31 protein-coding genes and 1 pseudogene are annotated in these 25,724 nt (G+C 44.5%); 18 read left to right on the forward strand and 14 right to left on the reverse strand.

The genetic code is table 11. From position 1 onward, the window contains the following. Nucleotides 1-25: 25 nt before the first annotated feature. Nucleotides 26-1,816 carry a S9 family peptidase gene (locus tag EPH95_RS17180; RefSeq protein ID WP_319592797.1) on the reverse strand — a complete coding sequence of 597 codons (1,791 nt, stop codon included), beginning with the start codon at nucleotides 1,814-1,816 and terminating at the stop codon, nucleotides 26-28. 117 nt (nucleotides 1,817-1,933) lie between these two features. On the opposite strand from EPH95_RS17180, the gene EPH95_RS17185 reads away from it, so the two are divergent. After that, the gene (locus EPH95_RS17185) at nucleotides 1,934-2,275 is read left to right on the forward strand and encodes a YflT domain-containing protein (RefSeq protein WP_142091199.1); all 342 of its coding nucleotides are present in this window, start codon (nucleotides 1,934-1,936) and stop codon (nucleotides 2,273-2,275) included. 37 nt (nucleotides 2,276-2,312) lie between these two features. On the opposite strand, the gene EPH95_RS17190 is transcribed toward EPH95_RS17185, so the two are convergent. Genes EPH95_RS17190 through EPH95_RS17200 form a run of 3 tightly spaced genes read right to left on the reverse strand, consistent with a single transcriptional unit; the run spans nucleotide 2,313 to nucleotide 2,956 of the window. Beyond that, nucleotides 2,313-2,444 (reverse strand): YvrJ family protein, encoded by a 132-nt coding sequence (locus EPH95_RS17190; protein ID WP_142091200.1) that lies wholly within the window; start codon nucleotides 2,442-2,444, stop codon nucleotides 2,313-2,315. A 50-nt stretch (nucleotides 2,445-2,494) separates the two neighbouring features. After that, the gene (locus EPH95_RS17195; RefSeq protein ID WP_142091201.1) at nucleotides 2,495-2,713 is read right to left on the reverse strand and encodes a DUF2922 domain-containing protein; all 219 of its coding nucleotides are present in this window, start codon (nucleotides 2,711-2,713) and stop codon (nucleotides 2,495-2,497) included. Nucleotides 2,714-2,734: 21 nt separating this feature from the next. Next, a complete protein-coding gene (locus EPH95_RS17200) occupies nucleotides 2,735-2,956 on the reverse strand; it encodes a DUF1659 domain-containing protein (protein ID WP_142091202.1) in 222 nt (73 codons plus the stop codon). A 181-nt stretch (nucleotides 2,957-3,137) separates the two neighbouring features. Here EPH95_RS17200 and EPH95_RS17205 point away from each other — a divergent pair, with 181 nt between their 5' ends. Further along, nucleotides 3,138-4,355, forward strand: coding sequence for a DUF418 domain-containing protein (locus tag EPH95_RS17205; protein WP_142091203.1), 1,218 nt, complete (start codon nucleotides 3,138-3,140; stop codon nucleotides 4,353-4,355). Nucleotides 4,356-4,411: 56 nt separating this feature from the next. On the opposite strand, the gene EPH95_RS17210 is transcribed toward EPH95_RS17205, so the two are convergent. Further along, nucleotides 4,412-4,663 (reverse strand): hypothetical protein, encoded by a 252-nt coding sequence (locus tag EPH95_RS17210; protein ID WP_227003965.1) that lies wholly within the window; start codon nucleotides 4,661-4,663, stop codon nucleotides 4,412-4,414. A gap of 272 nt (nucleotides 4,664-4,935) precedes the next feature. Here EPH95_RS17210 and EPH95_RS17215 point away from each other — a divergent pair, with 272 nt between their 5' ends. Beyond that, entirely contained in the window at nucleotides 4,936-5,580 is a 645-nt protein-coding gene (locus tag EPH95_RS17215; protein ID WP_142091204.1) for a spore coat protein, read from the forward strand. 36 nt (nucleotides 5,581-5,616) lie between these two features. Here EPH95_RS17215 and EPH95_RS17220 read toward each other — a convergent pair whose 3' ends face one another. The 4 genes and pseudogenes from EPH95_RS17220 to EPH95_RS17235 all read right to left on the reverse strand — a co-directional run bounded on the left by EPH95_RS17220 (nucleotide 5,617) and on the right by EPH95_RS17235 (nucleotide 10,560). Continuing rightward, nucleotides 5,617-6,537: an ArsA family ATPase gene (locus EPH95_RS17220; protein ID WP_142091205.1), complete on the reverse strand. Its 921-nt coding sequence runs from the start codon at nucleotides 6,535-6,537 to the stop codon at nucleotides 5,617-5,619. Between the two features lie 60 nt (nucleotides 6,538-6,597). Then, nucleotides 6,598-8,318 (reverse strand): annotated as a pseudogene (locus EPH95_RS17225) (carbon starvation CstA family protein). A gap of 142 nt (nucleotides 8,319-8,460) precedes the next feature. Next, on the reverse strand, nucleotides 8,461-8,724 hold the full coding sequence (locus EPH95_RS17230; protein ID WP_142091206.1) for a cory-CC-star protein: 264 nt from the start codon (nucleotides 8,722-8,724) through the stop codon (nucleotides 8,461-8,463). A 99-nt stretch (nucleotides 8,725-8,823) separates the two neighbouring features. Beyond that, nucleotides 8,824-10,560 (reverse strand): carbon starvation CstA family protein, encoded by a 1,737-nt coding sequence (locus EPH95_RS17235; RefSeq protein WP_142091207.1) that lies wholly within the window; start codon nucleotides 10,558-10,560, stop codon nucleotides 8,824-8,826. A gap of 295 nt (nucleotides 10,561-10,855) precedes the next feature. Here EPH95_RS17235 and EPH95_RS17240 point away from each other — a divergent pair, with 295 nt between their 5' ends. From EPH95_RS17240 to EPH95_RS17285, 10 genes are all read left to right on the forward strand, one after another. Next, nucleotides 10,856-11,053 (forward strand): cold shock domain-containing protein, encoded by a 198-nt coding sequence (locus EPH95_RS17240; RefSeq protein ID WP_090399353.1) that lies wholly within the window; start codon nucleotides 10,856-10,858, stop codon nucleotides 11,051-11,053. Nucleotides 11,054-11,152: 99 nt separating this feature from the next. Next, complete coding sequence (locus tag EPH95_RS17245; RefSeq protein ID WP_142091208.1) at nucleotides 11,153-11,707, forward strand: GNAT family N-acetyltransferase; 555 nt, start codon at nucleotides 11,153-11,155, stop codon at nucleotides 11,705-11,707. Nucleotides 11,708-11,775: 68 nt separating this feature from the next. Continuing rightward, the gene (locus EPH95_RS17250) at nucleotides 11,776-12,252 is read left to right on the forward strand and encodes a hypothetical protein (RefSeq protein WP_142091209.1); all 477 of its coding nucleotides are present in this window, start codon (nucleotides 11,776-11,778) and stop codon (nucleotides 12,250-12,252) included. 268 nt (nucleotides 12,253-12,520) lie between these two features. Further along, on the forward strand, nucleotides 12,521-13,372 hold the full coding sequence (gene ehuB, locus EPH95_RS17255) for an ectoine/hydroxyectoine ABC transporter substrate-binding protein EhuB (protein ID WP_142091210.1): 852 nt from the start codon (nucleotides 12,521-12,523) through the stop codon (nucleotides 13,370-13,372). A gap of 86 nt (nucleotides 13,373-13,458) precedes the next feature. Next, nucleotides 13,459-14,127 (forward strand): ectoine/hydroxyectoine ABC transporter permease subunit EhuC, encoded by a 669-nt coding sequence (gene ehuC, locus EPH95_RS17260; RefSeq protein WP_142091211.1) that lies wholly within the window; start codon nucleotides 13,459-13,461, stop codon nucleotides 14,125-14,127. Further along, on the forward strand, nucleotides 14,124-14,792 hold the full coding sequence (gene ehuD / locus EPH95_RS17265; RefSeq protein ID WP_142091212.1) for an ectoine/hydroxyectoine ABC transporter permease subunit EhuD: 669 nt from the start codon (nucleotides 14,124-14,126) through the stop codon (nucleotides 14,790-14,792). The genes ehuC and ehuD overlap by 4 nt, the downstream gene beginning before the upstream one ends. Beyond that, the gene (gene ehuA / locus EPH95_RS17270) at nucleotides 14,789-15,613 is read left to right on the forward strand and encodes an ectoine/hydroxyectoine ABC transporter ATP-binding protein EhuA (protein WP_142091213.1); all 825 of its coding nucleotides are present in this window, start codon (nucleotides 14,789-14,791) and stop codon (nucleotides 15,611-15,613) included. The genes ehuD and ehuA overlap by 4 nt, the downstream gene beginning before the upstream one ends. Then, nucleotides 15,552-16,463 (forward strand): hydroxyethylthiazole kinase, encoded by a 912-nt coding sequence (thiM, locus tag EPH95_RS17275; RefSeq protein ID WP_227003966.1) that lies wholly within the window; start codon nucleotides 15,552-15,554, stop codon nucleotides 16,461-16,463. The genes ehuA and thiM overlap by 62 nt, the downstream gene beginning before the upstream one ends. Before the next feature lie 461 nt (nucleotides 16,464-16,924). Continuing rightward, a complete protein-coding gene (locus tag EPH95_RS17280) occupies nucleotides 16,925-17,248 on the forward strand; it encodes a hypothetical protein (RefSeq protein WP_227003967.1) in 324 nt (107 codons plus the stop codon). Nucleotides 17,249-17,393: 145 nt separating this feature from the next. Continuing rightward, nucleotides 17,394-18,113, forward strand: coding sequence for a helix-turn-helix domain-containing protein (locus EPH95_RS17285; protein WP_142091215.1), 720 nt, complete (start codon nucleotides 17,394-17,396; stop codon nucleotides 18,111-18,113). Nucleotides 18,114-18,304: 191 nt separating this feature from the next. On the opposite strand, the gene EPH95_RS19005 is transcribed toward EPH95_RS17285, so the two are convergent. The 5 genes from EPH95_RS19005 to EPH95_RS17305 form a co-directional block, all read right to left on the reverse strand. Next, entirely contained in the window at nucleotides 18,305-18,451 is a 147-nt protein-coding gene (locus EPH95_RS19005; RefSeq protein WP_160141835.1) for a hypothetical protein, read from the reverse strand. Between the two features lie 452 nt (nucleotides 18,452-18,903). Beyond that, entirely contained in the window at nucleotides 18,904-19,908 is a 1,005-nt protein-coding gene (locus EPH95_RS17290) for a peptidoglycan-binding protein (RefSeq protein WP_142091216.1), read from the reverse strand. 200 nt (nucleotides 19,909-20,108) lie between these two features. Continuing rightward, nucleotides 20,109-21,230 carry a sporulation integral membrane protein YtvI gene (gene ytvI, locus EPH95_RS17295; RefSeq protein WP_142091217.1) on the reverse strand — a complete coding sequence of 374 codons (1,122 nt, stop codon included), beginning with the start codon at nucleotides 21,228-21,230 and terminating at the stop codon, nucleotides 20,109-20,111. Nucleotides 21,231-21,368: 138 nt separating this feature from the next. Next, nucleotides 21,369-22,310 (reverse strand): agmatinase family protein, encoded by a 942-nt coding sequence (locus tag EPH95_RS17300; RefSeq protein WP_142091218.1) that lies wholly within the window; start codon nucleotides 22,308-22,310, stop codon nucleotides 21,369-21,371. 24 nt (nucleotides 22,311-22,334) lie between these two features. Continuing rightward, nucleotides 22,335-23,324: a lipoate--protein ligase gene (locus EPH95_RS17305; RefSeq protein ID WP_142091219.1), complete on the reverse strand. Its 990-nt coding sequence runs from the start codon at nucleotides 23,322-23,324 to the stop codon at nucleotides 22,335-22,337. Nucleotides 23,325-23,453: 129 nt separating this feature from the next. Here EPH95_RS17305 and EPH95_RS17310 point away from each other — a divergent pair, with 129 nt between their 5' ends. From EPH95_RS17310 to EPH95_RS17325, 5 genes are all read left to right on the forward strand, one after another. Continuing rightward, nucleotides 23,454-23,684: a hypothetical protein gene (locus EPH95_RS17310; protein ID WP_142091220.1), complete on the forward strand. Its 231-nt coding sequence runs from the start codon at nucleotides 23,454-23,456 to the stop codon at nucleotides 23,682-23,684. A gap of 156 nt (nucleotides 23,685-23,840) precedes the next feature. Further along, nucleotides 23,841-24,068: a DNA primase gene (locus EPH95_RS17315; RefSeq protein ID WP_142091221.1), complete on the forward strand. Its 228-nt coding sequence runs from the start codon at nucleotides 23,841-23,843 to the stop codon at nucleotides 24,066-24,068. A 200-nt stretch (nucleotides 24,069-24,268) separates the two neighbouring features. Then, a complete protein-coding gene (locus EPH95_RS19090; RefSeq protein ID WP_193556988.1) occupies nucleotides 24,269-24,430 on the forward strand; it encodes a hypothetical protein in 162 nt (53 codons plus the stop codon). An 89-nt stretch (nucleotides 24,431-24,519) separates the two neighbouring features. Continuing rightward, nucleotides 24,520-25,122, forward strand: coding sequence for a ribonuclease H1 domain-containing protein (locus tag EPH95_RS17320; protein WP_142091222.1), 603 nt, complete (start codon nucleotides 24,520-24,522; stop codon nucleotides 25,120-25,122). 86 nt (nucleotides 25,123-25,208) lie between these two features. Next, nucleotides 25,209-25,718: a type 1 glutamine amidotransferase domain-containing protein gene (locus EPH95_RS17325; protein WP_142091223.1), complete on the forward strand. Its 510-nt coding sequence runs from the start codon at nucleotides 25,209-25,211 to the stop codon at nucleotides 25,716-25,718. Nucleotides 25,719-25,724: the final 6 nt, after the last annotated feature.

Below are 25,724 nucleotides of genomic sequence, written 5' to 3' on the forward strand. Positions count from 1 at the left end.
GTCAAAACGACAATGTTATAAATGATTATAAATGATCATTTAAAAATGCCAATATCTCCCGGTTCACGCTCATTTCATTGGATTTTTTCGAAAACCCGTGGCCTTCGTCTTCGAGAACGAGGTATTTCACTTCCGCGTTGTTTTGCCGCAGTTGATCGACAATTTGATCGGATTCGGCCTTAACGACTCGTGGATCATTTGCGCCTTGGATGACAAACATCGGTTTTGTCATTTGATCGAGATAAGTGATAGGGGAATCTCTTGTAAAACGTTCTTTGTCTTCGACAGGATCCCCGACCCATTGTTTCATGATCGGCTTCCAAAAATCCGGCACTGAATGAACAAAACTGAATAAGTTTGACACACCGAAAATATCGATCACGGCTTTGAAATAGTCAGGGTGGCGGCCATGTAAGAGCAACGCCATGTATCCGCCGTAGCTCCCGCCCATTAAAAAGATCTTGTCGGGATCCACATTATAATGGTCAATCAAATAGTCAATGGCGGCGATATTATCCAGGCGCGGTCCGTGCCCCCAGTCCCCTTCGACCATTTTCATAAAGGCAAGTCCGTAGTTGGAGGAGCCGCGGAAGTTCGGCGCCAGAATTCGGTATCCTTCGTAGGTCAGCATTTGAAACATGGCCCGGAAAAATTTCCGTTCCGCTGCTTGGGGACCGCCATGAGGCCATAAGATGACATGCCCGTTGTCAGCGGCACTATCCGGCGTGAAATAAAGTGCTTCGATTTCTGTTCCGTCAAAGGAAGAGTAGCTAATCGTTGCCGGTTCACTCATCTGTTCACGCGGGATCCCCGGGACGCGAAAATCAGTAAGTGCTTTCCAGTTTGCATCATCTTTCCCGTATTTAAAAATGTTCATTGGAAGTGTGGATCCGCGTCCGAGAATGTAAAGATTTCCCGCTTTTGTAACCGTAACTTTATCGATGACTTCCACAGACAGGTGTAAACGGGACAAATCATTATTTTCCGGGTGATAGTGGTAGAGTTTGTCCGTGACTCCTTGGCTCGAATGCAGATACAAGCCTCCACTTGCCTGGTCTGCTTTGACCTCGACAATACTTTCGCCGGGAATTGCCAATACTTTCGAAAACGCTCCCGTTTGAACATGAAAATGAGCTAAATAGGAGAAATCTTCTTTATAGGTCGTTGCAAAATAAATGTCTTCGTTGGATGTATAAACGGCACTTTCGACGGTATGTTGGACGGATGCATCAGGTGTAATTGCTGTTGTTTCTCCGTCTCTATGAACATACATGCAACTGTGGGTGTTGGCAAAATGTTTGCGAAGCAAAAAACTGTCCTCTTCAGGGCTGAGAGTGGTAAATGTGGTCGCTCCCTCGGAGCCTTTCAGCAGTAATTCATCTGTTTCATTTTTCAAGTCATAGCAGTAAATATTCAAAAAGGCAGCGTTATTTTTCGTTGAGGTGTAATAGAGTTTGCGGCCGTCTTCGGACAGCTCTCCAACCATATGCCGTTCGCCTTCGTTTACCTGAATCGGCAAAAGCGCGCCACCCTCAGGGGGGAGGGCATAAAGTTGGGCGTTTTCATCTCCGTCATGATCAAATGCTGCAATGATGAAGCGATTGTTGCTGTCATAGATCAATCCATGGTTGCTTTGATTCATGGAGGTTAACGGGTAAGGAAAACGTTGGTTCATATCCATTGCCCATAAGTTATAATCGCCGCTTAAATTTGTAGAAAATACGAGCTGCTCTTCATTGGGGCTTACGGCAAAGTTTTGGATGGAATAGGTTCGGAAAAATTGCGAGACATCGGCTTTAGGAAATGTGAGCATCATAGGCCCTCCTTGTTCATTACTGGAATAAATTTTACCATAATGTTTTCGGCAGGTGGGTTTAAATGAAAAATACAGTGGGAACAGAACTATTAAAGACGATGAAAGGAGATTTGCAGGATGGAACCGATCTATCGAACGTTTAAGAATGATGATGAAGCGGTGGCAACGGTAGAAAGGTTAAAAGGAGAAGTAAACGAAAATAATATTTATGTCGTTACGCATGATGACGATCACACGGAGCGGGTAGCCAAACGCGCGGACGCAAACACTGTTGGTGTCAGCGAAACAGGATTTGGAGTATCCGTGAAAAATATTTTTCGTCAAAAAGGGGATGAGTTGCGGGCGAAATTTGAAGAATTGCATTTTTCCTCAACGGAAGCAAAAAGGTTGGAAGGAGAATTGGATAAAGGAGTTACAATCGTCGTAGTGAAAGACGCACCCAGCGGGTTATCCCTTTAAAAGAGAAGCCACCCTTTATTGGATGGCTTCTCTTTTATTACTCATTGGCCGGTCGTTCACACACAGCATTGATTAATAGGTCGAGCTTTTTTTCCATTCGATGCAGCAAGTAAAATGCGACGACAGCTGCAAAACCATGGTTAAAAAGCAATGACATCCATTCCTCCATGAATGTGAAACCCCTTTTTTATCGATTGGTCAATGATTACCTCGATTGCTTTAAGCTTCGTACATTTGTTCCACAGAACGCGAGACTAACCTTGCGTCGACTTTTTCAACCAGCGGCCCGCCGGAGGTGAAAAATACATCATGGTCAAGGATTTGATCCATTGCCTCTTCCAGTTGGGATGATTCAAGCTCCTCCGCAGGATTGTTCACCGATATTGATGACATCCGCCCTTCCTCATTACGAAATCGCATTTGCAATTCTACGTTCATGCACTACACTCCTCTCAAGCTTTAGTTGTCTTCCAATGGCAACAGACTGTAGTCGTTTCTGCGTGTGGCCCCGCTTAAATCGCCGGTGGACAATGAAGCGATCGCAGAGGCAATCACTTGAATATCCTCGTCGCTTGCCTCAACATTGATGTTGTTAAAGCGTCTGCTGTAAATAACAGGTTCTCCGAAATCATCCACCCCGTTCTCAAAAACCAATTGTAGACTCGTTGTTTCCGGATTCATGTGCTCACCTCCCTTCACTCCCCATATCGAAGTCACAAGCTAAAAAGGGGGGATACAATATTAATAATTTCCAACTTCGCGCATATAGGTGTAAAATGGTAGTAAATGGAGGCGATTGTTAACGTCCGGAAAACAGAGCGGGCTGTTATAGTCGCCTAAATATGCTAGGTGGGGGCTTTGAATGAAAGCGACACAAATACCTGCGAATGAACGCATCCATACCCTTGATATTATTCGGGGCATTGCCGTATTTGGCATTTTGATCGCGAACATGTACGCATTTAAGACTCTGGCTTTTACTGATGTGCGTCCGTTCATTGAAGGCGGGACAGTGCCTGATGGGGCACTAAGCCCATTTGCTGATGTGTTCAATACAATTTTTGTTGAAGGCAAATTTTATCCGATGTTTTCCTTGCTCTTCGGACTCGGTTTTTATATTTTTTATACCCGTTTGATCGAGAAGGGTTACAATGCTGATCGAGTGTTTGCCCGCCGGCTCATTTTTTTGTTGGTCATCGGGTTGGTCCATCTCGTTTTTCTATGGTCGGGAGATATTTTACATACGTACGCCCTTGCCGGCTTTTTACTATTGCTTTTTATTCATCGGCAATCAAAAACAATTATGGTTTGGATTGTTTCCTTGCTAGGGGTTACCTCTATTTTTATGTTTTTTTTGATGAGTGTAACCGGTGTAGGTTTACAGTTGAAAATGGAGAGTGGGACCGGTTCGTTAGATACATTTGAAAACAGCGTAGATTCGGGAGAGGCTGTGATGGCCAACGGATCGTACGGCGACATTCTACAGTACCGGTTTCTCAATGAAGTCATTCCCATTCTCATGCAATCGATATTCATCGCGATCGCTGTGTTGCCGCTCTTTCTCATCGGACTCTATATGGGCAAAAAAGGAATGTTTCATGATGTTGAAAGTAATGTAAAAAAATGGAGGAAACTTTGTGTGCACAGTTTCTGGAGTGGGGGTTTATTAACGGCGCTCATGGCAGTCTTGCATTATGATGTGCTTCCGCTGCCGTCCTATTTTACGTTTGGAATGGCTGAAGGCGTTAATTTTGCTGCCGGTCCGTTGCTTATGCTTTTCTATGTTTCAGCTTTTGTGCTTTTATTACGGCTAAAGGTCTGGAAAAAGCTATTGATGCCGTTTGCGGCTGTAGGGCGAATGGCATTGACCAACTACTTATTGCAAAGCCTCATTGCCGTCTTTGTTTTTTATGGGTTTGGCTTAGGGCTTTTTGGTCAAATATCAAGCGGAGTCGGACTGGTGATCGCTGTTGTCATCTTTACGGCACAGCTTATTGTCAGCAATCTTTATTTGCAGACGTTCAAACAAGGGCCGATGGAAGCGCTGTGGAGGAAATGGACGTACAAGGTTAGGGGTTAGAGGTTGGAAGTTAGAGATCGGGGTTTTAGCGAAATGCTAAAGCCCCGACATTTGTGTTAACTTGTTTTTTTGCGTTTTCGAACAGGATCAAAGCTCAGATGAAATTCAGGTGAGCTATGATGACCGTGAAATTTGCGTCGTGCTGCTTTCAGCTCTGCTTCGAGCGCGGCAAAAATTTTGTCCAAATGTTCATCTGTATACTCATAATTATTTTTATTGGATAAATTCCCAATTAAACGGATTTTTTTTACGGTTTCCTCTGTCCGTCGTTTTGCAATTCTTTCAAATTTGCTCAGCTTGTCTTCCATGAAAAATAGCTCCTTTCAACTCTTTTCATTCATTCTATAAAATCTATCGGTAGAAAAAAATTAAAATTTGTAATAAACAATAGGAAATTTTAGTGCTTTTTTGTCGAATAGTGAGTGATCGGTGGATCATAAATCGTATAGATACTGGTAATAGCCTAATTTTTTATAGCGAATATTGCGACGAATTCTTTTAATAGAATTGAAAAAGATACATGTTTTTTGTTTCCTTTTCTCATACTAGCATGGAGCGAATATAAGGAGGCGACTGAAAAATGCAAAACCAGCAAGGGCAAATGAACATGGACAACCAACGATCTGGTCAAATGCTGCCGATGCAAAATCACGGCGGGCATGAAATGTTTGACGCGCATGAAGCATTAACGACTGCGATTAACGTGTTAGATCAATACATGATCGTTCGGCCCTATGTGAATGATCAAGAGCTGCTTGACATCCTTGATCATCAATATGATTACATCACGACGCAATATAATCGGATGGTGGAAGCATTCAGTACCGGAAAAAAGCCATCAAAGTCTATAGAACCGTATGAAATTCCGATGATGACCGATATCACTTACGGGGTGCAGGCAGCATCTGCACCGAAGAAACCGAGCAACAACTTGGGCGAAATAAATGAACAGGGCATCTCTGCACATATGCTTGGATTGCTAAAATCCACATCGTCCGTTTTTGCGATGGCGGCTCCCGAGGTCACCAATTCTGTCCTTCGCAGAGTGGTTGCTGATTGCATCCACGACTTCATTGAAATGGCTTACGAGCTTTTTCTCTATCAAAATAAAAATGCCTATTATCAAGTTCCTCAATTACAACAAACGGATATGGATAAAATGTTGCACGCATACGAACCTTCCCAAGCAAATATTAAACAAAGCAATCCAAATCAAATGCATTAAAAAAAGACGGCGGCGGATAGCGCTGCCGTCTTAGGCTTAAAGATAATTGGAAATGTGCCGAAGATTTGCTTGTGTTGAGATATCTTCAGCCAGTAACGGAAGAAATATTTTCTTCTGTTTTTTAAATTGCTCGTGAATCATCTGGATATATTGCTGCTCTTGCTGTTTTCGTTTTTGAAAAAAAGCGGAGGCTTCGGCTTCTTCTGGCAAGCATTTGTTGACGATTAACGTGTTCACATTCATCTTCGCTTGGTCAAGCTGCCCAACGGCCCGCGAAGTCTCTTCAATTGGAAGCCGTTCAGGTGTGAGAACATACACGAAGCCTGTTTTTCTTTTGTCTAAAAGCCATTTTCTCGCTTCCACGAATTTTTGTTTTCGTTTCATTAAAGTTTGGTAGATCGGGTCTTCCACCGGCTCGCCATCGTTTAACAATTGGCTGTAGTTTTCATTTACCGTACGTCTGCGTTTTAACATGCCATCAATCCAGGCTTCCATCATCTCCGGCAAAGAAAGCAATCGCAAAGTATGTCCGGTAGGCGCTGTATCAAAAACGATGAGATCAAAGTGCTCGGTTTGTTCGAGGATAATGTTTACAAGTGCATCGAAAAGCGCGGACTCATCGGCGCCCGGTGTGTTGGCGGCCATATCAATTTGCCTGTGTACTTCACTTACGCGATGGGCGTGGACGAGGTCCTGCAAATTTTCTTTGACCCCTTCGATGTAGCGCTTCGACTCTTCTCCCGCGTCAATTTCCAACCCGTATAAATGGCTTTGCAACCGCGAGATGGTGTTTCCAATGCGCACGGAAAACAAATCTTCAAGATTATGAGCGGGATCGGTGGAAACGAGCAGAACTTTTTTTCCGTTTTGCGCGGCGGAAAGGGCGAAGGCAGCGGAGCAAGTCGATTTGCCAACTCCGCCTTTTCCGCCGAAAAATACAATAGAATGGTTTTGCATAACGGCCACTCCTTTCTATGAGTGGGTGTCAACCTTTTACTCCCATTTAATGGGAGTAGTTTATTGGTCATCTTCTAGGCGCTGGACTCTTTCATTTTTAAACAGAACGTAGGCCTCCAAAATAATCCAAATGGCAAACACGAGCACGATGGATCCGATAACAACGAGCAACCAATCGCCCCACCATTCTGTACTAATTTGGGTGATTAAAGCGAAAACCGTCATCACGATGAGGAAGACCATCGGTACAAACGAAATAAGGAAATTTCTTCCTTGCCGGATCAACCATAGTGAAATCAGCATAAGAACGATGCCGGCGAGCAATTGGTTGGTCGTGCCGAAAAGCGGCCATAAAATGTAACCGCCGCCCCCAGGCCTCTTTCTTCTTCAGGAAGGAGGACGAGTATGAAACTTGCACCAACGGCAATGGACGTGGCCACGTGTTTTTTCGTGAGTGCGAAAGCTTTGTATTCACGGCCGAGCTCAGAGATAATGTAGCGCATTAAGCGCGTGCCGGTGTCCATTGTTGTAGCCGCAAAGCTAACAACGATAACGGCTGCAATCGTTGTCGCAACTGCCTCGGGTACGAACAAGCCTGTCGCGAGTTGGGCAGCGCCTTCAATAAAATTGCCGAGTCCTTCCTCATTCGCAACGTTAAAACTGGGATAAGCTGCTAAAAAGTCGTCTGTAGTGGCGAAGAGGGTTCCAACGGCAATGATCGAAATAAGCGCGACTACTCCTTCTCCAATTGCACCCCCGTAACCGACGAGGCGGGCGTCCGTCTCCTTATTCAATTGCTTGGACGAAGTTCCCGAAGCCACAAGGGAGTGAAAACCGGATACGGCGCCGCAAGCAATCGTAATAAAAAGAAGCGGGAGCCAGGAAACATCATCAACGGAACGAGTAGTCGGAGCTGTTACTTCCGGGTTTAAAAAGAGCAGTCCGATTAAAAAGATGGTTAAACCGACAAATGTCTGATGCGCGTTAATGTAATCCCGTGGTTGCAGCAATTTCCACACGGGAAGTGTAGAAGCCACGTAGACATAGGCAAACAAAATGAGCAGCCAGATCAGAAAGGACATGGTCACCGCGTCCAAACCGAAAGCGACGGTCGCGTCTTCTCCGCCGAGATACTGCACGAGATCGATTTGCAGAGCCGGTATGTAACTGGCGAGGACAGCTGTTCCATACATGACAACAAGAGCAATGATCGATGGGATCAGCATCCCTTTTCCCCGGCGTAGAAAGTAAACCCCGATAATAACAGCGAGAGGAATTTGAATAAGGACAGAAAGGACACTGGCCGGATAAGTAATGAATAAATTGGCAATCACCCAGCCAAAGACGGCGACTACCATGACCAAAAGCAGGAGTATAATAAATAAAAAGAGCAACTTTGCACGTCGGCCGATTAAACGGTTAGCCAATGTGCCTATGGATCGTCCCTTGTTGCGTGCCGAAATGACAAGTGCGCCAAAATCATGGACGCCGGCTGCGAAAACGGTCCCAAGAATGACCCATAGAAAAGCAGGCAACCACCCCCAGTAAATCGCAATGGCCGGTCCCATAATCGGAGCAGCGCCAGCAATGGACGTAAAATGATGGGCCCAAAGGACACTTTTTCTCGTAGGAACAAAATCAACACCGTCATTATATTGATGAGCGGGTGTTTGAAAATTTGGATCCAAACGGTAAATTCGTTTCGCGATAAATTTGGAATAAAAGCGATAACCAAGAGCGAGAACGACCATACCCAGGATCGCGAGTAAAATTCCCGACATTTATGATCACATCCTACTAAAAGTATTGAAAGCGGTTCAGCGTTCATTATAAGAATTCGACATTTTTTTTGCAAATAACAAGAATTGCTTCCATTAAAAAAGAAGCAAGGATTAGACTTGCTTCTTCAATGCTATGAAGCAATTAACAACAACGAATACCATCCAGTGGTGATTTCTCCATGCCCATTCGCAGATGCCATTCATGAAACTCTTCAACCATTTCCGGGTATAATTCCAGCGTATAATAGGAAACTGGATTCGGCAGTCCAAGCATTTCGGAAAAAGAGAGCAGGTAAAAAATATCATTTTCATCCCTAAGCTCCCGTTTAATCTCTCCGCGATGCGGCAGCCGAAGCACTTCATCGTAAAACGCCAGAGCACGTGAGAGCTGGTCTTTAAACCCCAAATCGCGATCCTCCAGTTCATTGTTCTTTTTTTAATTGTAGCAGATTTGAGATGATTTAAGACACCATCAAAAAGAAGAAATCACAAAAAGTGGTTAACACTATTCATCATCCTCAAGCCCTTGCGTTTTGTCATTTTTAAACAACAGGTAGGCTTCCAAACAAATCCAGACGGCAAAGATAAGGATAACCGCGCCCAACGTGAACAGCAACAGATTCGCATCATCACCGTACCAGGCCCATTCAAACCACACTTGAGAAATCATTGCCCACAAGGTCATCACGAGCAAGAAGACCATCGGAATAAAGGTAACCAAGAAATTTCGCCCTTGCCGGCGAAGCCAAATGGTAATAAGCAAAAGCGCGATGCCGGCCAGCAATTGATTCGAAGTGCCGAACAACGGCCAGAGAAGGTAGCCACCGGCGCCAAAACCTCTTTCGTCTCCCGGCATAAGCACGAGCGCCGTGCTTGAACCGACGGCGATGGCGGTAGCGACGTGTTTTTTCGTCAGTGCATACGCTTTATATTCGGAAGCAATCTCCGAAATGATATAGCGCATTAATCGGACGGCGGTGTCGAGCGTTGTGGCGGCGAAGCTGATGACGATGACGGCCACAATCGTTTGTGCTACCGCTTCCGGAATAAACAAACCGGTGGCGAGCTGCGCGGCCCCTTCAATAAAGTTATTTAAACCGATTTCGTTGGCGGTATTAAAACTGGAATAGGTGCTCAAAAATTCCTCTTGCGTCGAAAACAACGTCACAACGGCTACGATGGAAATAATCGCCAATATCCCTTCCCCGATTGAACCCCCATAACCTACGGCGCGAGCATCGGTTTCTTTGTTTAATTGTTTCGAAGTTGTTCCCGAGGATACGAGTGAATGAAATCCTGATATGGCCCCACACGCGATTGTAATAAACAATAGCGGGAACCAGGAAACGTCATCAACCGAGCGAGTTACCGGAGCAGTTACTTCCGGATTTGTTACTAACAACCCGAGATAGAGAAGGCCCAATCCGATGATAAGTTGATGGGCATTGATATAATCTCTCGGCTGCAGAAGCTTCCAGACGGGCAACGTCGAGGCAATATAGACGTAAGCCATTAAAATGGCGATCCATATGAGAAATGCCATCGATACGGTATCAATCCCGAAGGCGACGGTTGCATTTTCACCGCCGAAGTAGCTTACCAAATCAATTTGTAAGGCGGGAATGCCGCTTGCCAGCACGGCTGTCCCATACATGACGATCAAGGCAATAATGGAGGGGAAAAGCAAGCCTTTCCCGCGTCTTAGAAAATAAATGCCAATGATGACCGCGAGTGGTATTTGAATGAAGATGGACAACACACTGGCCGGAAACGTGACGAACAAGTTGGCAATGACCCAGGCAAACACGGCGTTGACCATTAAAACAAGAATGAGAATGATAAAGAGAAACAACATTTTCGCGCGCCTGCCGATTAAACGCTCGGCAAGCGTCCCGATCGAGCGTCCTTTATTTCGCACGGAGAGAACAAGCGCCCCGAAATCATGGACACCGGCTGCGAAGACCGTTCCGAGCACAACCCATATAAACGCCGGGAGCCAGCCCCAGTAAACAGCGATAGCCGGACCCAATATCGGTGCAGCACCGGCTATTGAGGTGAAGTGGTGTGCCCAAACGACGCTTTTTTTCGTTGGCACGAAATCAACGCCGTCGTTAAACTGGTGGGCAGGCGTACGAAAATTCGGATCGAGTCGGTAAATATGCTTAGCAATAAACTTGGAATAGTACAGGTATCCGATTGCAAAGATGAGGAGTCCAATGACAGCTATTCCAATCCCTGGCATACGTCTTTCACTCCTTTTTTTCAATTTTGAAACCGCTTTCATTATAGCATGATATGGACAATCGAGGGAAAAAATGACTCAAAAAAAAGAAAGACGAATGAACGCTTTTATAAGGTTAAAAAAATTCGGTAATCACTTGTGTTACTGGTTGCAATAGGGACTTAAACGTGTTACCTTGTTATTGTGAAAGTGATGAACGGACTGTGAACCACAGGCCTCTGCTCGATCAATGGATCCAACAGGGTTTATCGTATAATCACTTCAGAATTTTAGGTTAAGGAGGCCTTTGTACGAAATGAAAGGCACAGTAAAATGGTTTAATGCAGAAAAAGGGTTTGGGTTTATCGAACGGGAGGACGGAGATGACGTATTCGTTCACTTTTCCGCGATCCAAGCCGAAGGGTTCAAAACATTGGACGATGGCGAAACGGTAGAATTTGAAATTGTAGAAGGAGATCGTGGCCCGCAAGCGGCTAACGTTATACGTCAATAGAGAATCATAAGGGAAGGGCGATTCCGTGTAAACATCAAGCACGGGATCGCTTTTTTTAAGCACCGTTACCATTTTTTTTGCTTGGGCGAGGGAGAGATTATGTTTAAAGTACCTTTGGGGGACAACCTATTCTTACATCTCATTGAGATGCAACACGCACAGGAATTATATACTACGGTTCACGCGTCTCGCGGGCATCTCAGGCGATGGTTGCCTTGGGTCGATGCAATGAAGACGGTGGAGGATTTTCAACCAGTCATTCACGCTTGGCTCCAACAATATGCGGATGGCAGAGGGTTTCAGGCTGGAATTAAGAAAAACGGTGTTCTCGTGGGCATTATAGGCCTTCATGACATCGATTGGATGAATCGGAAGACATCATTGGGGTATTGGCTTTCCGAGGAATATACGAGACAAGGGATCATGACGAAAGCGATACAAGCGGTGTTGGCGATCATATTTAATGATTATCAGTTAAACCGCGTGCAAATCCAATGCGGAGTGGCCAATTATGATAGCCAAGCGATCCCAAAAAGGCTAGGGTTTCGTTTTGAAGGGGTCGTACGTGATGGGGAATGGTTGTATGACCACTACCATGACCTCGTGCAATATAGTTTATTACAGGAAGAATGGATACGTTATGTGCGTTACTAGCGGAAAGAGTCGGGAAGGGAAAAGTGTCGTTGAAAAACAACCGTGGGTAAGCAGCAAGAGGTGGGAGTATGGAAAGAATGCAGCTATATCGCCGTAAAAAAAAGACGGATCATTTTTTTGTCAGCATCCTTTTTACCGCCGCTTTTTTTATGTATATGTATTTGTTTATCTATCTCCCTTTTACAATCATAGTACCGGCGCTTGGCGTGCTCTTTGTCGGTTGGGCGATGATCGAAGGGCGAGGGAAAAGAGCCGTAGTCGAGCGGTTTCTTCCTTTCTACCGAGAGTTATTGGATGTGGAGCGGCGATTGGCTCCAAAGACGTTTGAATCCTATCGTTTGAGCTTCCGAATCAGTTTAAGAATCGTCGGTGTGATTCTCATCTTAGTAGGGATCTTTGAGCATTTTTCCATTATTGAGGCCGAACCGGACGTTTTCCCGTTCACAGCCCTGTATCCAATCGCGTTAATCGTTGTAAATGTAAACGTGTATTCTCGGCATAAAAGAATAGAAACGGGAGATGAAGATAAATTCAGGAGTCCGTGAAAGTGATTGATCATAAAATATTCTTAAAATAATAAGCATAGATTCAGAAAATGACCGTACAATAAGATATAACTATGTAATCTACTATAACGAGATTGCAGGGCCTGTCTTGCTTTTATAGGGTGAATTTCAATCAACGGTAAATTTGAACCAAATTTTATATATGATATGATAAAAAAAAGCTACAGCGTATAGATAAAAGCTGTAGTACATATCAGATAAGTATCCATTATTTTACCAAAATTAGTAAGAGGGGGAGAATTAACAGATGAAAAAAATGGGACTGATTTCTGTATTGATGGGTGCCGGGGCGCTTATTGCCGCTTGTGGTGGCGGGGAAACGACAGTCGCTGATCTCGAGGAAGATGGCATTGTACAAGTGGGGGTCGCAAACGAAGAGCCTTACGGATATCTTGATGGAGAAACAGCCACCGGCGCGAGTACTGAAATTGCAAGAGCCGTGTTTCAAAACATGGGGGTTGAGGACGTAGAAGCGACGGTGACGGAATTCGGGAACCTTATTCCGAGTTTGAACGCCGGCAACTATGATGTTGTCACCGCGGGAATGGACGTCCAACCGGAGCGTTGCGAAAATGCAAGCTTCGGGGATATCGAATACAGCTATGGCGAAGGCATGGCCGTGGAGGCCGGCAATCCGTTGGATTTACACAGTTATGAAGATATCGTAGAGGAAGGCGCGACGGTATCGGTGATGTCCGGCGCTAACCAGCTTGACATGTTCGAAGAACTGGGCATTGACGAAGATAATATCCAATATTCCGATGACATCCCCGGGAACATTGCCGCGCTTGAAGCCGGAGATGTTGACGCGACGGTGATGACGGGCGCGACGATGAACGCTGCGATGGAAAACGCGGATACAGACGCGATCGAGCAGCCGGAAGACTTTACAGACCCGGTCATTGACGGAGAAGAGCAGGTCGCTTACGGGGCAGCTGTTTTCCGCGAAGATGACGAGGAGTTGCGTGAAGCTTATAACGAAAGTCTTCAAGAATTAAAAGATTCCGGAGAAATCGCGGAGATCATCGAAGAGTTCGATTTCGATCCGGAAAATGTTGTCACAGATGAGGTGACAACTGAAGAACTGTGTGGAGCCTAGAAAAAATGTAAAAGAAGCACGGTGTCAACAACAGCCCACCGTGCTTTTTTCCATTAAGCGAACGTCAGCTCTTGGGAGAGGTGCTTGTGTTTACGAATATTGGGGAATTTTTACCTTTCATATTACAGGGATTGTCCACAACCGTACAAGCATTTTTGTTCGGTGCTGCATTGGCTTATTCCATCGCGATTGTGGCCGGTCTGGCAAGAACGTCTAAACTCGCGATTGTACGCGTGGTTGCCACCATCTTTGTCGAGTTATTTCGCGGTACGTCGTTGCTTGTGCAAATGTTTTTCTTTGCTTTTGTCTTTCCGTCGTTGGCCCCGTTTACGATCTCCACATTTTTGGCCGGGGGGCTCGCGCTGGGATTTAACTACGGTGCATATGCGTCAGAGGTGGTTCGCGGTGCTGTTTTATCCGTGCCGGATGGGCAAAAAGAAGCGGCCATTTCACTTAACATGTCCAAATTTCAACGTATGCGTCTCGTAATTTTGCCGCAGGCGTTTCGCATTATGCTACCGGGGATCGGGAATAATTCCATTGAATTATTAAAAGGGACCTCGCTCGTTTACTTTATTTCGCTTGCCGATATGACTTATCGGGCGGATATTCTTCGAGGCGCGAATACGGCACTAAGCAGTCAGATTGAAATTTACACGTATTTATTACTTACCTATTTTGTGATCGCTCTCCCCCTTGTCCTGTTGACGAGATGGTTGGAGAAACAGGCGTCTAAAGGGGTGAGTACGGCATGACATGGGATTGGGAATTTGCATTTGAAGTGTTCCCTGAGATTATAAGTGCGATTGGGGTAACGATCGGGGCGACAGTTGCTGCCTATTTTATTTCATTGACACTCGGTCTTGTGCTCACGTTGCTAAGAAGATCAAGTTTCAAGCCGTTGTCACTCCTTGTGGCAGGCATCATTGAATTCATTAGAATGACACCGCCCCTTGTACAGTTATTCTTCATTTATTTTGCTTTTGACATGAGTCCGTTTGTTACAGGTGCAATTGTGCTTGGCGTTCATTACGCTACGTATGTATCGGAAGTATATCGATCAGGGATTGAGTCCGTCCCCGCCAGTCAATGGGAGGCGAGCAAGGCCTTGAACTTTTCTACGGCGCAAACGTGGCAAAAAGTCGTCTTGCCGCAAGCAATACCGCCGGTCATTCCGATGTTGGGCAATTACTTGATTGTGCTATTTAAGGAAACGCCGTTGTTGTCCGGTATTTATGTGCTGGAAATGTTGGCCGTTGCTCAAATGATTGGATCGGATACGTATCGTTTCCTTGAACCGGTTACGATTGTCGGTTTTCTATTCCTTGTGCTCAGTTATCCGTCAGCACTATTCATACGATACCTGGAAAAACGATCCGGGCAGCTCCCCGGAAGTTCTGAAAAGGGTGTGAAAACATGACAGAAGAAGTGGCAGAAGAAACAAAAAAGGTACCTGAAGACGATAATGAAAGTGCGATTGTCCGCTATAAAGATGTCAAAAAAGCGTTTGGAGATACCGTTGTATTGAACGAATTGAATCTCGATGTCAAACAAGGGGAAAAAGTTGCTTTGATCGGACCTTCGGGCTCAGGGAAAACCACGATTATCCGCATGCTGATGACTTTGGAAGAACCGACCGAAGGGACGATCGAAGTCGACGGGGAAATGCTTTGGCATAAAGAAGTGAATGGCAAGCTTGTGCCTGCTGATGAAAAACACTTGCGGAAAGTCAGAGGGAATATTGGCATGGTTTTTCAGCAATATAATCTCTTTCCGCATATGTCAATTATGCGCAATTGTACGGAAGCACCTGTCCATGTTCTGGGAATTAGCAAGGACGAAGCGAAAAAAAGAGCGAAAGAAATGTTGAAAAAAGTCGGGCTTGGCGATAAAGTCGATCAATACCCTTCTCAATTGTCGGGAGGCCAGCAGCAGCGGGTGGCAATCGCCCGTTCCCTCGTCATGCAACCTAAGGTAATGCTCTTCGATGAAGTTACAGCTGCTCTTGACCCCGAGCTTGTGGGAGAAGTCCTCGAGGTGCTTAAAGACATTGCTGCCGAAGGGGACACAACGATGATGATCATTACCCATGAAATGGATTTTGCCCGGGACGTTGCCGATCGTGTCCTTTTCCTGGATAACGGAAAAATAGCTGAAGCAGGTCCTCCCGGTGATGTGCTTGAAAATCCGAAAAGCGAGCGATTGCAATCATTTTTGGGAAGGTTTAACGAAGGCCATTAAAGGGGAATCGATTCAGCATAGTATTGCTGGATCGATTTTTGTAGGGAAAGGATGGTTGGTTTTGATTAACCAAGTAAGAAGAAAAAACCCCCTTATCCATTGCATCACCAATGACGTCGTGACTAACTTTACGGCAAACGGGTTGTTGGCGGTTGGGGCTGCCCCTGTTATGACCGCAAACCATGAAGAAGTAGCGGAGGTGGCGAAAACGGCTGATGGACTATTGCTAAATACGGGAACACTGACCCCGTATCAATATGAAGGCATGCGGCTCGCCGCTCGGTCAGCGAATGAGAACGATACCCCGATTGTTTTAGATCCTGTGGCGGTGGGAGCCACCACTTACCGCACTCGCGTTGTGAGGGAACTTTTGAAGGAAATAAAAGTCGATGTCATTCGCGGAAACGGTGGAGAAATTGCCGCTCTCATTGGTATGCACTCGGACATGCATGGCGTGGAAGGGAAGAGTGACCAGCCTCCTGAAATCTTGGCAGAAAAGGCGGCAAATGTGTGGAGAACAATGGTTTGTGTAACCGGTGAAGTAGACGCGGTGAGTGACGGGGAGAACACCTATCTCATTAAAAACGGGCACTCATGGCTTTCGCGCGTTGTTGGCACGGGATGTTTGCTGGGTGCCATTGTATCGGCCTATATCGCCGCAAAGGAGAATAACGCGGATATTTTACGATCGGTTCCAGAAGCGCTTTCCCACTATGGAATTGCTGCGGAAGATGCGTTCGCCCGTGCGAAGGAAGATGGGATTGGGACCTTCCAACAACGTTTTCTGGATGCACTAGGGTTCATCAATAATGATCATACCTACGAAAGAGCCAACATAGAGCAAGTGTAGTGCAATGTCAGCGAGGAAAAAGCGCGCGGAGGAAAGCCGTATCTTCAAAGGATACGGCTTTCCAACATGTTCATGTGTCTTTTTTGGATGAAATGGTAAACATTAGCAGTGTCATGATGAGGCTGCCGGCTACCAATATGCCTGAGATTCCAAGAATTGCAATAAGTTCGATTCCCATAAAATCCCTCTTTCCCTTATAGAATTTGGGTTTACTCCTCTATTCCACGCTTCACCCCAAATAAAACATGAAAATTCATGATTTTTGAAATAATATGCGAAGAAGCAAAAAGGTATACATTTATTCAACCGCCTTCCTTGATAAAAAATGAAAAACGGGGCAGGATGAGAGATGAAGAAGTTATTTTTCGATATCAGTTCCTCATGAATGAAATTTATTGCTATATCGTGTATATTTAATTATAGAGGCATTAAAAAGATAAAAGTTAGCCAAACCCCAAGGGATGGAGGCGTTATTGTTTATGAACCGTTCATCAATTATGAAATGGATCACGGGAGGCCTTGAAGCATTTTGGGCGTTACCGATCATTGGCGGTTCCCTCATTATTTCCATGAATTGGTCTCCGCTTGTTGTTATGTTGATTTTGCATATCATCACATTATTGATCAGTCTAAATGAAGGAAAAAATAAACATGGCAGTATTCTCGGAATTATCACCTCCTGTGTAGCGGTTATCCCGGGATTGGGATGGACGATGCACACAATCACTGCAGTTTTGCTGCTGATTGATGCTTATCGATCCGAAAAAGCTATTGAAATTTCATAGGAGAAAAAAACAGCTAATCAATAATGATTGGTTGTTTTTTTATGCTCGAAGCAATTGAAATGGCAAGGATCAATGTTTAGAATGTTGATGCTTAATTACGAAAAACGTAGTACTATAACAGGGAGGGGAGAAAAAGGAGGAGACTATGCAATACGATACAATAGGTTTTAATGTTCGCTATTATCGGGAGATGAAAGGGTTAACACAGAAACAACTTGCGGAAGATATCTGCACACAGGCTCAAATCAGCAAAATCGAAAAAGGTGACATCATCCCATTATCCTCTACTTTATATGAAATTGCGAAAAAAATGGATCTCGACGTCAATTATTTTTTCCAAATGGGGGAACACGAGCGCGTCGACTACATAGAAGAGCTAAAAAATGAGATCCGGCAGAAAATACGTGACTATGATTATGAAGAAGTTATGGAAACATTGCAAAGCCATGAGAACGAGAAATTTTTTAACAACATTTATTTACAACAGTTTCGATTATGGCATTTGGGCATTTGCATATACCATTTACATGGAGATTTTGAAAGAGCAATCAAAAATATGGAGGAAAGTTTAGCGCTTACTTATAGAGGAAGCACAATGTATACGGAGCGGGAAATTGAAATCATGAATAGTATGGCGATCATCCAAGATTTACATGGATATCGGAAAGAAGCACATGAAACATTTATACAAGCCTTAAATGCAAGTGTTTACGTTCCGAATTTGAATCCGAATATTAAGGTGAGAATATGGTATAACCTCTCTAATATTCTTACACATCAAAAGTATTATAAGGAATCTTTACAGGCAGCTGAACGAGGGATACAAATTTGTGTACGAGAAGAAAAAAATGTACTTATTGGGTGAATTGCTATTTCAAAAAGGATATTGTGAACGGAAATTAAATCATAAAATTTGGAAATGCCATTTCACACAAGCGATCTGCATATTTGAAGTAGCGAAGAAAGAACATCTAGCGGAAATGGCCAAAAAAGAGATGGGAGAAAATAATGGATGAAACAACTCTGAAAAAAAGCAAAGGGGGGAACCCTTTGCTCTTAGTGCGCATATGGTAGTGCTAGTGTCGAAATGCTGTGTGCATAAGGCAGGCTGTAACTTTCGACGCCCGTTAACGACGTCCCCAAACTTAAACTCCCGATTACGACCATTCCGATTAGTGCCGATGCAAAGATTGTTTTTTTCATTGCTTGCACCTCCTTGTCAGTATCGTATAACAAGCGGTGCAAGGGGGCAATTGGACAAGAGTAGCCATTAGACGACAAATATACGCGAAAATCGCGCTATATCGATATATTTGTCGAATTTTATAACTATGCGCATAAATGGTGCGAAAATTGTCAGAAAATATTTGCGCGAATGCCAAAGGGTGAGTATGAAGCCTTTTTTTAACTTGTGACGAATCCATTCTGCACTTCGCATATCCATTCAATTGACGACAACTGGCTGTGTGAAGCCGTCCTTAAAACAGGTAAATGAGGGCAAAAATATGGATGATGCGAGAGTTTTGCGTAAATCGAGCAGGCGATAGAAAAGCACCCGTGAACAAGCACTATTCTTGTTGTTGTTTGTTGGTTTTTGGCGAAATATTGCTTCTATACAACGATTCCCCTGCTTATGTGCAGGGGAATCCGTGTATTTAATCCAGAACCGTCACTTCCAGGTTTTGTCGCCCGAAGGTCCTAGCTTCCTCTTTGGTAGGAACATGGAGATCAATTGCTTCTCCATTGATGGCACCCCCAGTATCCGCGGCAACAGCTTCTCCATATCCTTCTACGTGTACGGTAGAGCCGAGAGGGATAACATCGGGATCAACAGCTACAACATTTGCGTTCCGGTCGTTACGAAGATCCTTCCCGGTTGCAGTGATGCCGGAACAACCGGCACATTCTGCCGTGTACGCTGTTGCTTCCATTTGATACGTTGTGCCTTCAGGGCTTTCGGAAGAAGACTCGCTGTCGTTTGAAGAAGCTTCTTCCATTGTTTCAGCGCTTGTTGCTTCATTTTCCGTGCTTTCGGTCTCTGGAGTTTCCTCTACTGTTTCTTCTTGAGATGATTCTTCGTTGCTTTCTCCTTGTGTTACTTCTTCTTCAGTAGCTTCCTCAGCCTTAGCCTCCTTTTCTGTAACAGTGGTTTCATAATAGAGGGCGCCGTATGTTTCGGGGCCTGCGAGGCCGTCTACAGCAATATCAGCAGCCTCTTGGAAGTTTTCAACAGCATTGTGCGTTTCAGCATCAAAATAACCGTCTGCTTCGCCGCTATAGTGACCGGCATCTTCCAATGTTTCTTGGAGATCCTCCACGAGTGCGTTTTCATCGCCTTCTTCAAGCACTTGCAATGCGCCTAGTGTTTGAGGCCCGGCTAGGCCGTCGGCAAGCAAGTCATTTTCCTCTTGAAAAGATTTGACCGCCTCGGTCGTTTCGTTATTGTAAACGCCGTTCGCTGATTTTTCATCTAATTGGTCTTCCTCTATAAGTAAGTCTTCAAGCTTTTCAACGTGGGTGTTCTCTATGCCTTCCGTTAACAATTCGTCTCCAAAGTCGCTGGCATCAGCGGCAACCGGTAAAGCAAGGAAAGCAAAGCCAGCAGCCAGTGTAGACAAACCGTATTTTTTTACCCATTTAGGGGTTTGCATTTTCAACATGTAGCAAACTCCTCCCCTTGGCAGAAATTCAGGTTGTGCTATTGGCCAACCACTAGCATCCTAGCAAGCTTTGAAACCGGTAACAAGGGGGTTGCAGGGGATTTAACGAAACTGAAAATCCCTTGTAATATCGCAATTTTCAGTTGTGGCGCTTGTAATAAACGCACATTTTACAGATATTTGCTGAAGAATATCGGATATCATTCCTCTTTAAATCCGTTGTAAATGAAATCTTCGATGTCCGCGATTACTCCAATATCATTAAGAATCGTGATTACAACAAGCAGCGCGGGACCGATAAAAAGGCCAACGATGCCGAAAAGTTGCAATCCGATAAATAGGGAAAACAAAACACTGAGCGCGTTTAAATTCATGCTGACGGACAGCACTTTTGGTTCTATGCTTTGTCGGACTATGACAACGACAATATAGAGAATCGACAAAGCAATGCCCATAAAAATTTCCCCTGTAATAAAACTGTAAACTGCCCACGGAATTAAAATTGTCCCGGTTCCCAAGTAAGGAAGAATTTCGGCAACCCCGATAATAATGGCAAGCGTGAGCGGGTTTTCCGTTCCCAATATAAGTAAGCCAATCAGGACAATAATGGATGTGATAAACATTAAAATCACTTGTGCCCGTAAAAAACCAAACACTCGCACGCGCATTTGCTGCATAAACAACACGAACTTTGCTTGAACGAATGCCGGAATTCTGCGTTGCACTCCCAGTTTAATCGTTCCGGCATCTTTGCCTATAAAGTAGACCGCCAGCAGGACAAAAATGATTACAAGCAAAAACGTAGGGATCGCTGTGAAAACATTGCCCAGGCCATCGACAATCGCTTGGCCGACGTTACCCAATATGTTGCCGAGTTGATTGCCGAGCTGGGTTATTCCTTGCTGCATCGTTTCTTGTTGAGTCGCGTCTAAATTATCGAAAAAACCGCTCATTTCGGTCCAAACGGGCAGAATGGTTTCATTAAACAGTTTCTGTAATTGTTCAGCACCTTGTTCAATCCAGGCCGGCAATTGTTCGGCAAATTGGCGAAAACTATAAATGAGCAGAAACGTAATCCCGGTGATGATGCCCCCCAATAGCGATATGCCGACAAGCAACGATACGAAGGATGCCAGACTGGAGGGAAATTTAAGCTTTATTTTTAAATATTTAAGTAGCGGCGAGAGCATCCAGGCGATGAGCGCGGCGATAATAAATGGGTACGTAAGGGTAAATAAATAAGCCGCGAGCAAAAAGAGGATAATGATGCTGCCGATCGTGATAACCGCTCGCCCAATGGTCCAAGCCTGTTTTTTTGTCATTCCAGTTCGCCCTTTCCGAAACGAGGTAGGGGTCAATTCCATCTCATTTTTAATTGCCTTATGGGCAACAATGATCTAACGGCATCAGAAAATCAATCCATATTATCTGTATTGGAAGGAGCTTCCCCCTCCGTTTGATTATGCTTGTCTAAGTGCATGGCCCGCGAGGACGTAAAGAATAACGGTTGAAGCCAGGTGGGAGGAGAAATCGGTCGCATCTTGCTGTGGATATACTTCCACAAAATCCATGCCGCATAACCCTAATTTCCCGAATTCATGGATCATTGTTAATAATTCGTAGGAAGTTAAACCGTTTGCATCTACCGGGCCTCCCGGGTTAAACGCGTGATCGAGAACATCGCTGCATATCGATAAATAAACGGCATCCGTTCCCTCGCTTGCCTGGGCATAAATGTCATTGGCGAGGGCACGTAATTCAGTGCCTGCCCGGATATCATTAATCGTTAAGGTTTTTGCACCGGCATCACGAGCGTAGCGTCCACTTTCGGGTTTGTTCCTTGGACCATGGATCCCAACGTGCAGAAGGCTTTCATTGCGAACGCCATCCAATTCATACAGGCGGGCAAATGGCGTATTTCGGGCATATTTATCGCCGTTAAAATGGGGCATGTTGTCGTAGTGCGCATCCATATGAATAATGCCTATTTTTTTATCCGGGTTATTATCACTCCATGCTTGAAGGATTGGATATGTGATGCTGTGATCGCCGCCGAGGGCGACGGGAAATTTTCCTCTTTCCCAAATCTTTCCGGAAAAAGTGGTAATCCGCTGCATCGTCTTATCAATTTCGGCCGGCACGACGTCCACATCGCCCATATCGGCCAAGTGAAAATGATCAAAAATATTGATATGATCGAGTTCAGGGAGGTAGCCGCTGTAACGCGCGGAGGCGAGTCGCATTGATTTTGGGCCAAGTTCCACGCCCGTGTAATCTCCCCACGTGACTCCTCCTTCCCACGGGACGCCATAAACAATGACATCGGCCCCGCGGTCTTTTTTATCAACGGCCCATGTGGATTCAAGAAAACAAGGTGTATTACCGTAAACATAGTCTCGCATTATAAAACCTCCTGTTGATGCTTATTAGTATAATAAATCAAGGATATCTTTTTTTGCTATTGGGCCAAAATACGTTTGAGTATCTACATCTTCCAACGATTCGGCGATGTCGTTCGGTTCATATTTTGTTCCGTTCAAACGGGTTTCGATGTCTCTGACATCGCCTGTCCCAAAGAAATCCCCATAAATGGTAGTATCGGCAATCATTCCTTTTTGCACCTTGAAACGAAAGTCTACCAAGCCGGCATCAAATTTTTTCGATTTTTTCACGTCGTATTTAGGCGATTTTCCGTAGTTCCAATCCCAGTTCCGATAACGTTGTTCCGAGATCTCCATAATTTTTTGCCAGTCGTCTTCGGTCAAAGTGTAACGCTCAAAATTATTGTCCCCTTCAAAGAGATGATGCAAGAGTGTTTCTTTAAAATTCTCCATCGTTATCTTATTTTCGAGAAAATCGTTAATGTTTGCCACTCGGCTGCGAATGGATTTAATCCCTTTTGAGCGAATCTTTTCATCGCTTACGTTTAACGCCGAGACAACATTCTCCAATTCTGAATCTAACATCAAGGTGCCGTGGCTATACATACGTCCTCGAGAAGCAAATTGGGCATTGCCGGAAATTTTATATCCGTCCGCTTGCAGATCGTTTCTGCCGCTTTGCTCAGCCGGGACGCCCATTTGTTGCAACGCGGTAACGACAGGCGCCGTAAATGATTGAAAGTCATGGAAGCTGTTCCCGTCATCTTCCCTGATGAAACTAAAATTTAAGTTGCCAAGATCATGATAGACAGCACCGCCGCCCGAAAGTCGGCGAACGACATGCAAATTGTTTTCTTCCACGTAGTCCTTATTGATTTCTTCGATGGTGTTTTGGTTTTTACCGATAATAATGGAAGGCTCATTCACATAAAAAAGCAGATACATATCGGCTTCCCTAAAATTTGTGAGAATATATTCCTCGATGGCAAGATTTATGCTCGGATCTGTGACATTTTCGTTATCAATAAAGATCATTGCTTGTTCCTCCTTGAAAAAAAGTGCCATCTCCATTGTATAAAAAGAAAAATAAGTTTGCACGTTAACGGTTTGTGATGCAAATATCTGTGATATACTTATAAAAAGTCGGAACTAAGGAGGAAAGTCATGAAAGAAATCATCGCCTTGGTTAAAAGCCGTAAATTAGAATGCTCGATTGCATTTATTATTATTCTTATGGCGGCAGGCGCGGGAATATTTGCAAACGAGTTGCTTGAAGTCGGACGAAATTGGGTGATTCGGTTTTATTTGGGGTTCACGTTTGTTTCATTGTTGCTTTTCTCCATTTATATAGGATTGGATCGAATTTTTTCCACCAAACAGAGCGAAGAAACATGATTCGGAAGCCGGCAAGATGCTCGGCTTCTTTTTGTTGATGGAATCATGGGAAAGTATGTGAAAACGACTCATCTCGAATAAGACACGAAATGAGAGGAAGAATCATAACCAAGCAATTGAATTGCTGGAATCATTTATCCAAGGAGGAAATGGCAAATGAATAAGAAATTATTGTATGGCGTATTATCCGGAGTCTTGACCGTTGGAATGTTGGCTGCCTGCAATGGCGGAGGACAACAAGATGACGGTGGAAACGGCGGCAATGGCGGTGGCGGTGAAGAAAATGGCGGAGAAATGGAAGATGGCGGCCAAGACAACGGCAATGGAGACATGGAAGATGATATGGACATGGAGATGGAAGATGACATGGAAGAAGGTGCCTAATCGGGTCTGAAATAAAGATGGAGACAAGAGCCTTTTTTAACGGAAGGCTCTTTTGTTGATTTCACACTATCGCAAAAATGTGAGATTATTTGTAAAAGGCATTTTTGTTGTTTTAATTGCTTATCCACGTGGAATAAGCTTGACTAGTGGCCAGGTAAACGAAAAGAAGCTGGCGATTAAAATATAAGGAGGATATAATCATGAGTAAGAAATTATTGTATGGAGCGTTATCCAGTATCTTTGCCGTTGGGATGTTAGCGGCATGCAACGGTGAAATGGAAGACGGCGACGACGGCATGGACGATGGAATGGACGACGGCGGCGAAGAAGAAATGGACATGGAAGACGATGGAGAGATGTAATCCAGCGAACAGGAACCTGTGATTTATTCACGGGTTCTTTTTCTAATATAATGGCAATGAAAAAATAAATCAGCGGAAGGAGGGAAAAGATGGCACAAAAGAAATATTATGTCGTTTGGAAAGGTCGAAACCCTGGGATTTATCAGTCATGGCCCGAATGTCAAAAGCAAGTGAACGGTTATAAAGGCGCACGTTTTAAATCTTTTTCAAGCAAGGAAGAAGCAGAGCGAGCGTATTATACACAAACAAAAACCCCGGGCACTCCCTCGAAAACAAAACGGGAGACGTACATAAAAGAAAGTATTTCCGTGGATGCCGGTACGCATGGGAACCCGGGAGCGGTAGAATATCGCGGGGTGTATACAAAAGATGGAAGCATATTATTTGAACGAAAGCCTTTTTCTAAAGGCACAAATAACATGGGGGAATTTCTTGCAATCGTACATGCATTGTCATGGCAAGAAAAACAGGGAATGAAATTTCCGGTTTATTCCGATTCTCAGACAGCCATCACATGGGTGAAAAAAAAGAAAGCAAACCCGACGCTCCCAAAAGATAAAACCACCGAGGAAATATGGAACGCCATCGATTGGGCGGAAAAATGGCTGCAAACCAACGCTATTTCCGTATCGCTGTTAAAATGGGATACGAAGGCTTGGGGAGAGATCAAAGCAGATTACGAAAGAAAATAAAACGGTCTCTTGCAGGCGTCCAATGTTTATTGGATAAAAAGACGTGGTATAGTATAGAATGAAACAGGCTGTAAGGAGGATTACCCATGAGAATTGCAGTTGTCTTGACAGATATGTTTGAGGACGTTGAATATACGCAACCCGCGGAAGAGTTCAAACAAGCGGGTCATGAATTATCAGTCATAGAAAAAGAAACCAGCAAGAGTGTAACCGGAAAACAAAACGAAGAAAGCGTTCCTGTGGACGCGGCCATTGATGATGTGAAGCCCGAAGATTTTGACGCGCTTTTCATCCCGGGCGGGTTTTCCCCGGACATGTTGCGCGCCGATGAACGCTTCGTAACGTTTGCAAAGCATTTTATGGATGAAAATAAGCCGTTGTTCGCGATTTGTCACGGACCGCAGTTGCTAATTACGGCGAAAGCTTTGGAAGGTCGTCATGTAACAGGATTTAAATCCATTCAAACGGATCTTGAGTATGCGAAAGCAAATGTGCATGATCAAGAGGTCGTTGTTTGCCATAACCTGGTCACCAGTCGTGAACCGGATGACATTACGGCATTTATAAAAGAATCGCTTCATCAACTTGAAATGTAACAAACC

The sequence above is a fragment of the Salicibibacter halophilus genome, from assembly GCF_006740705.1.
Taxonomy (GTDB): domain Bacteria; phylum Bacillota; class Bacilli; order Bacillales; family Marinococcaceae; genus Salicibibacter; species Salicibibacter halophilus.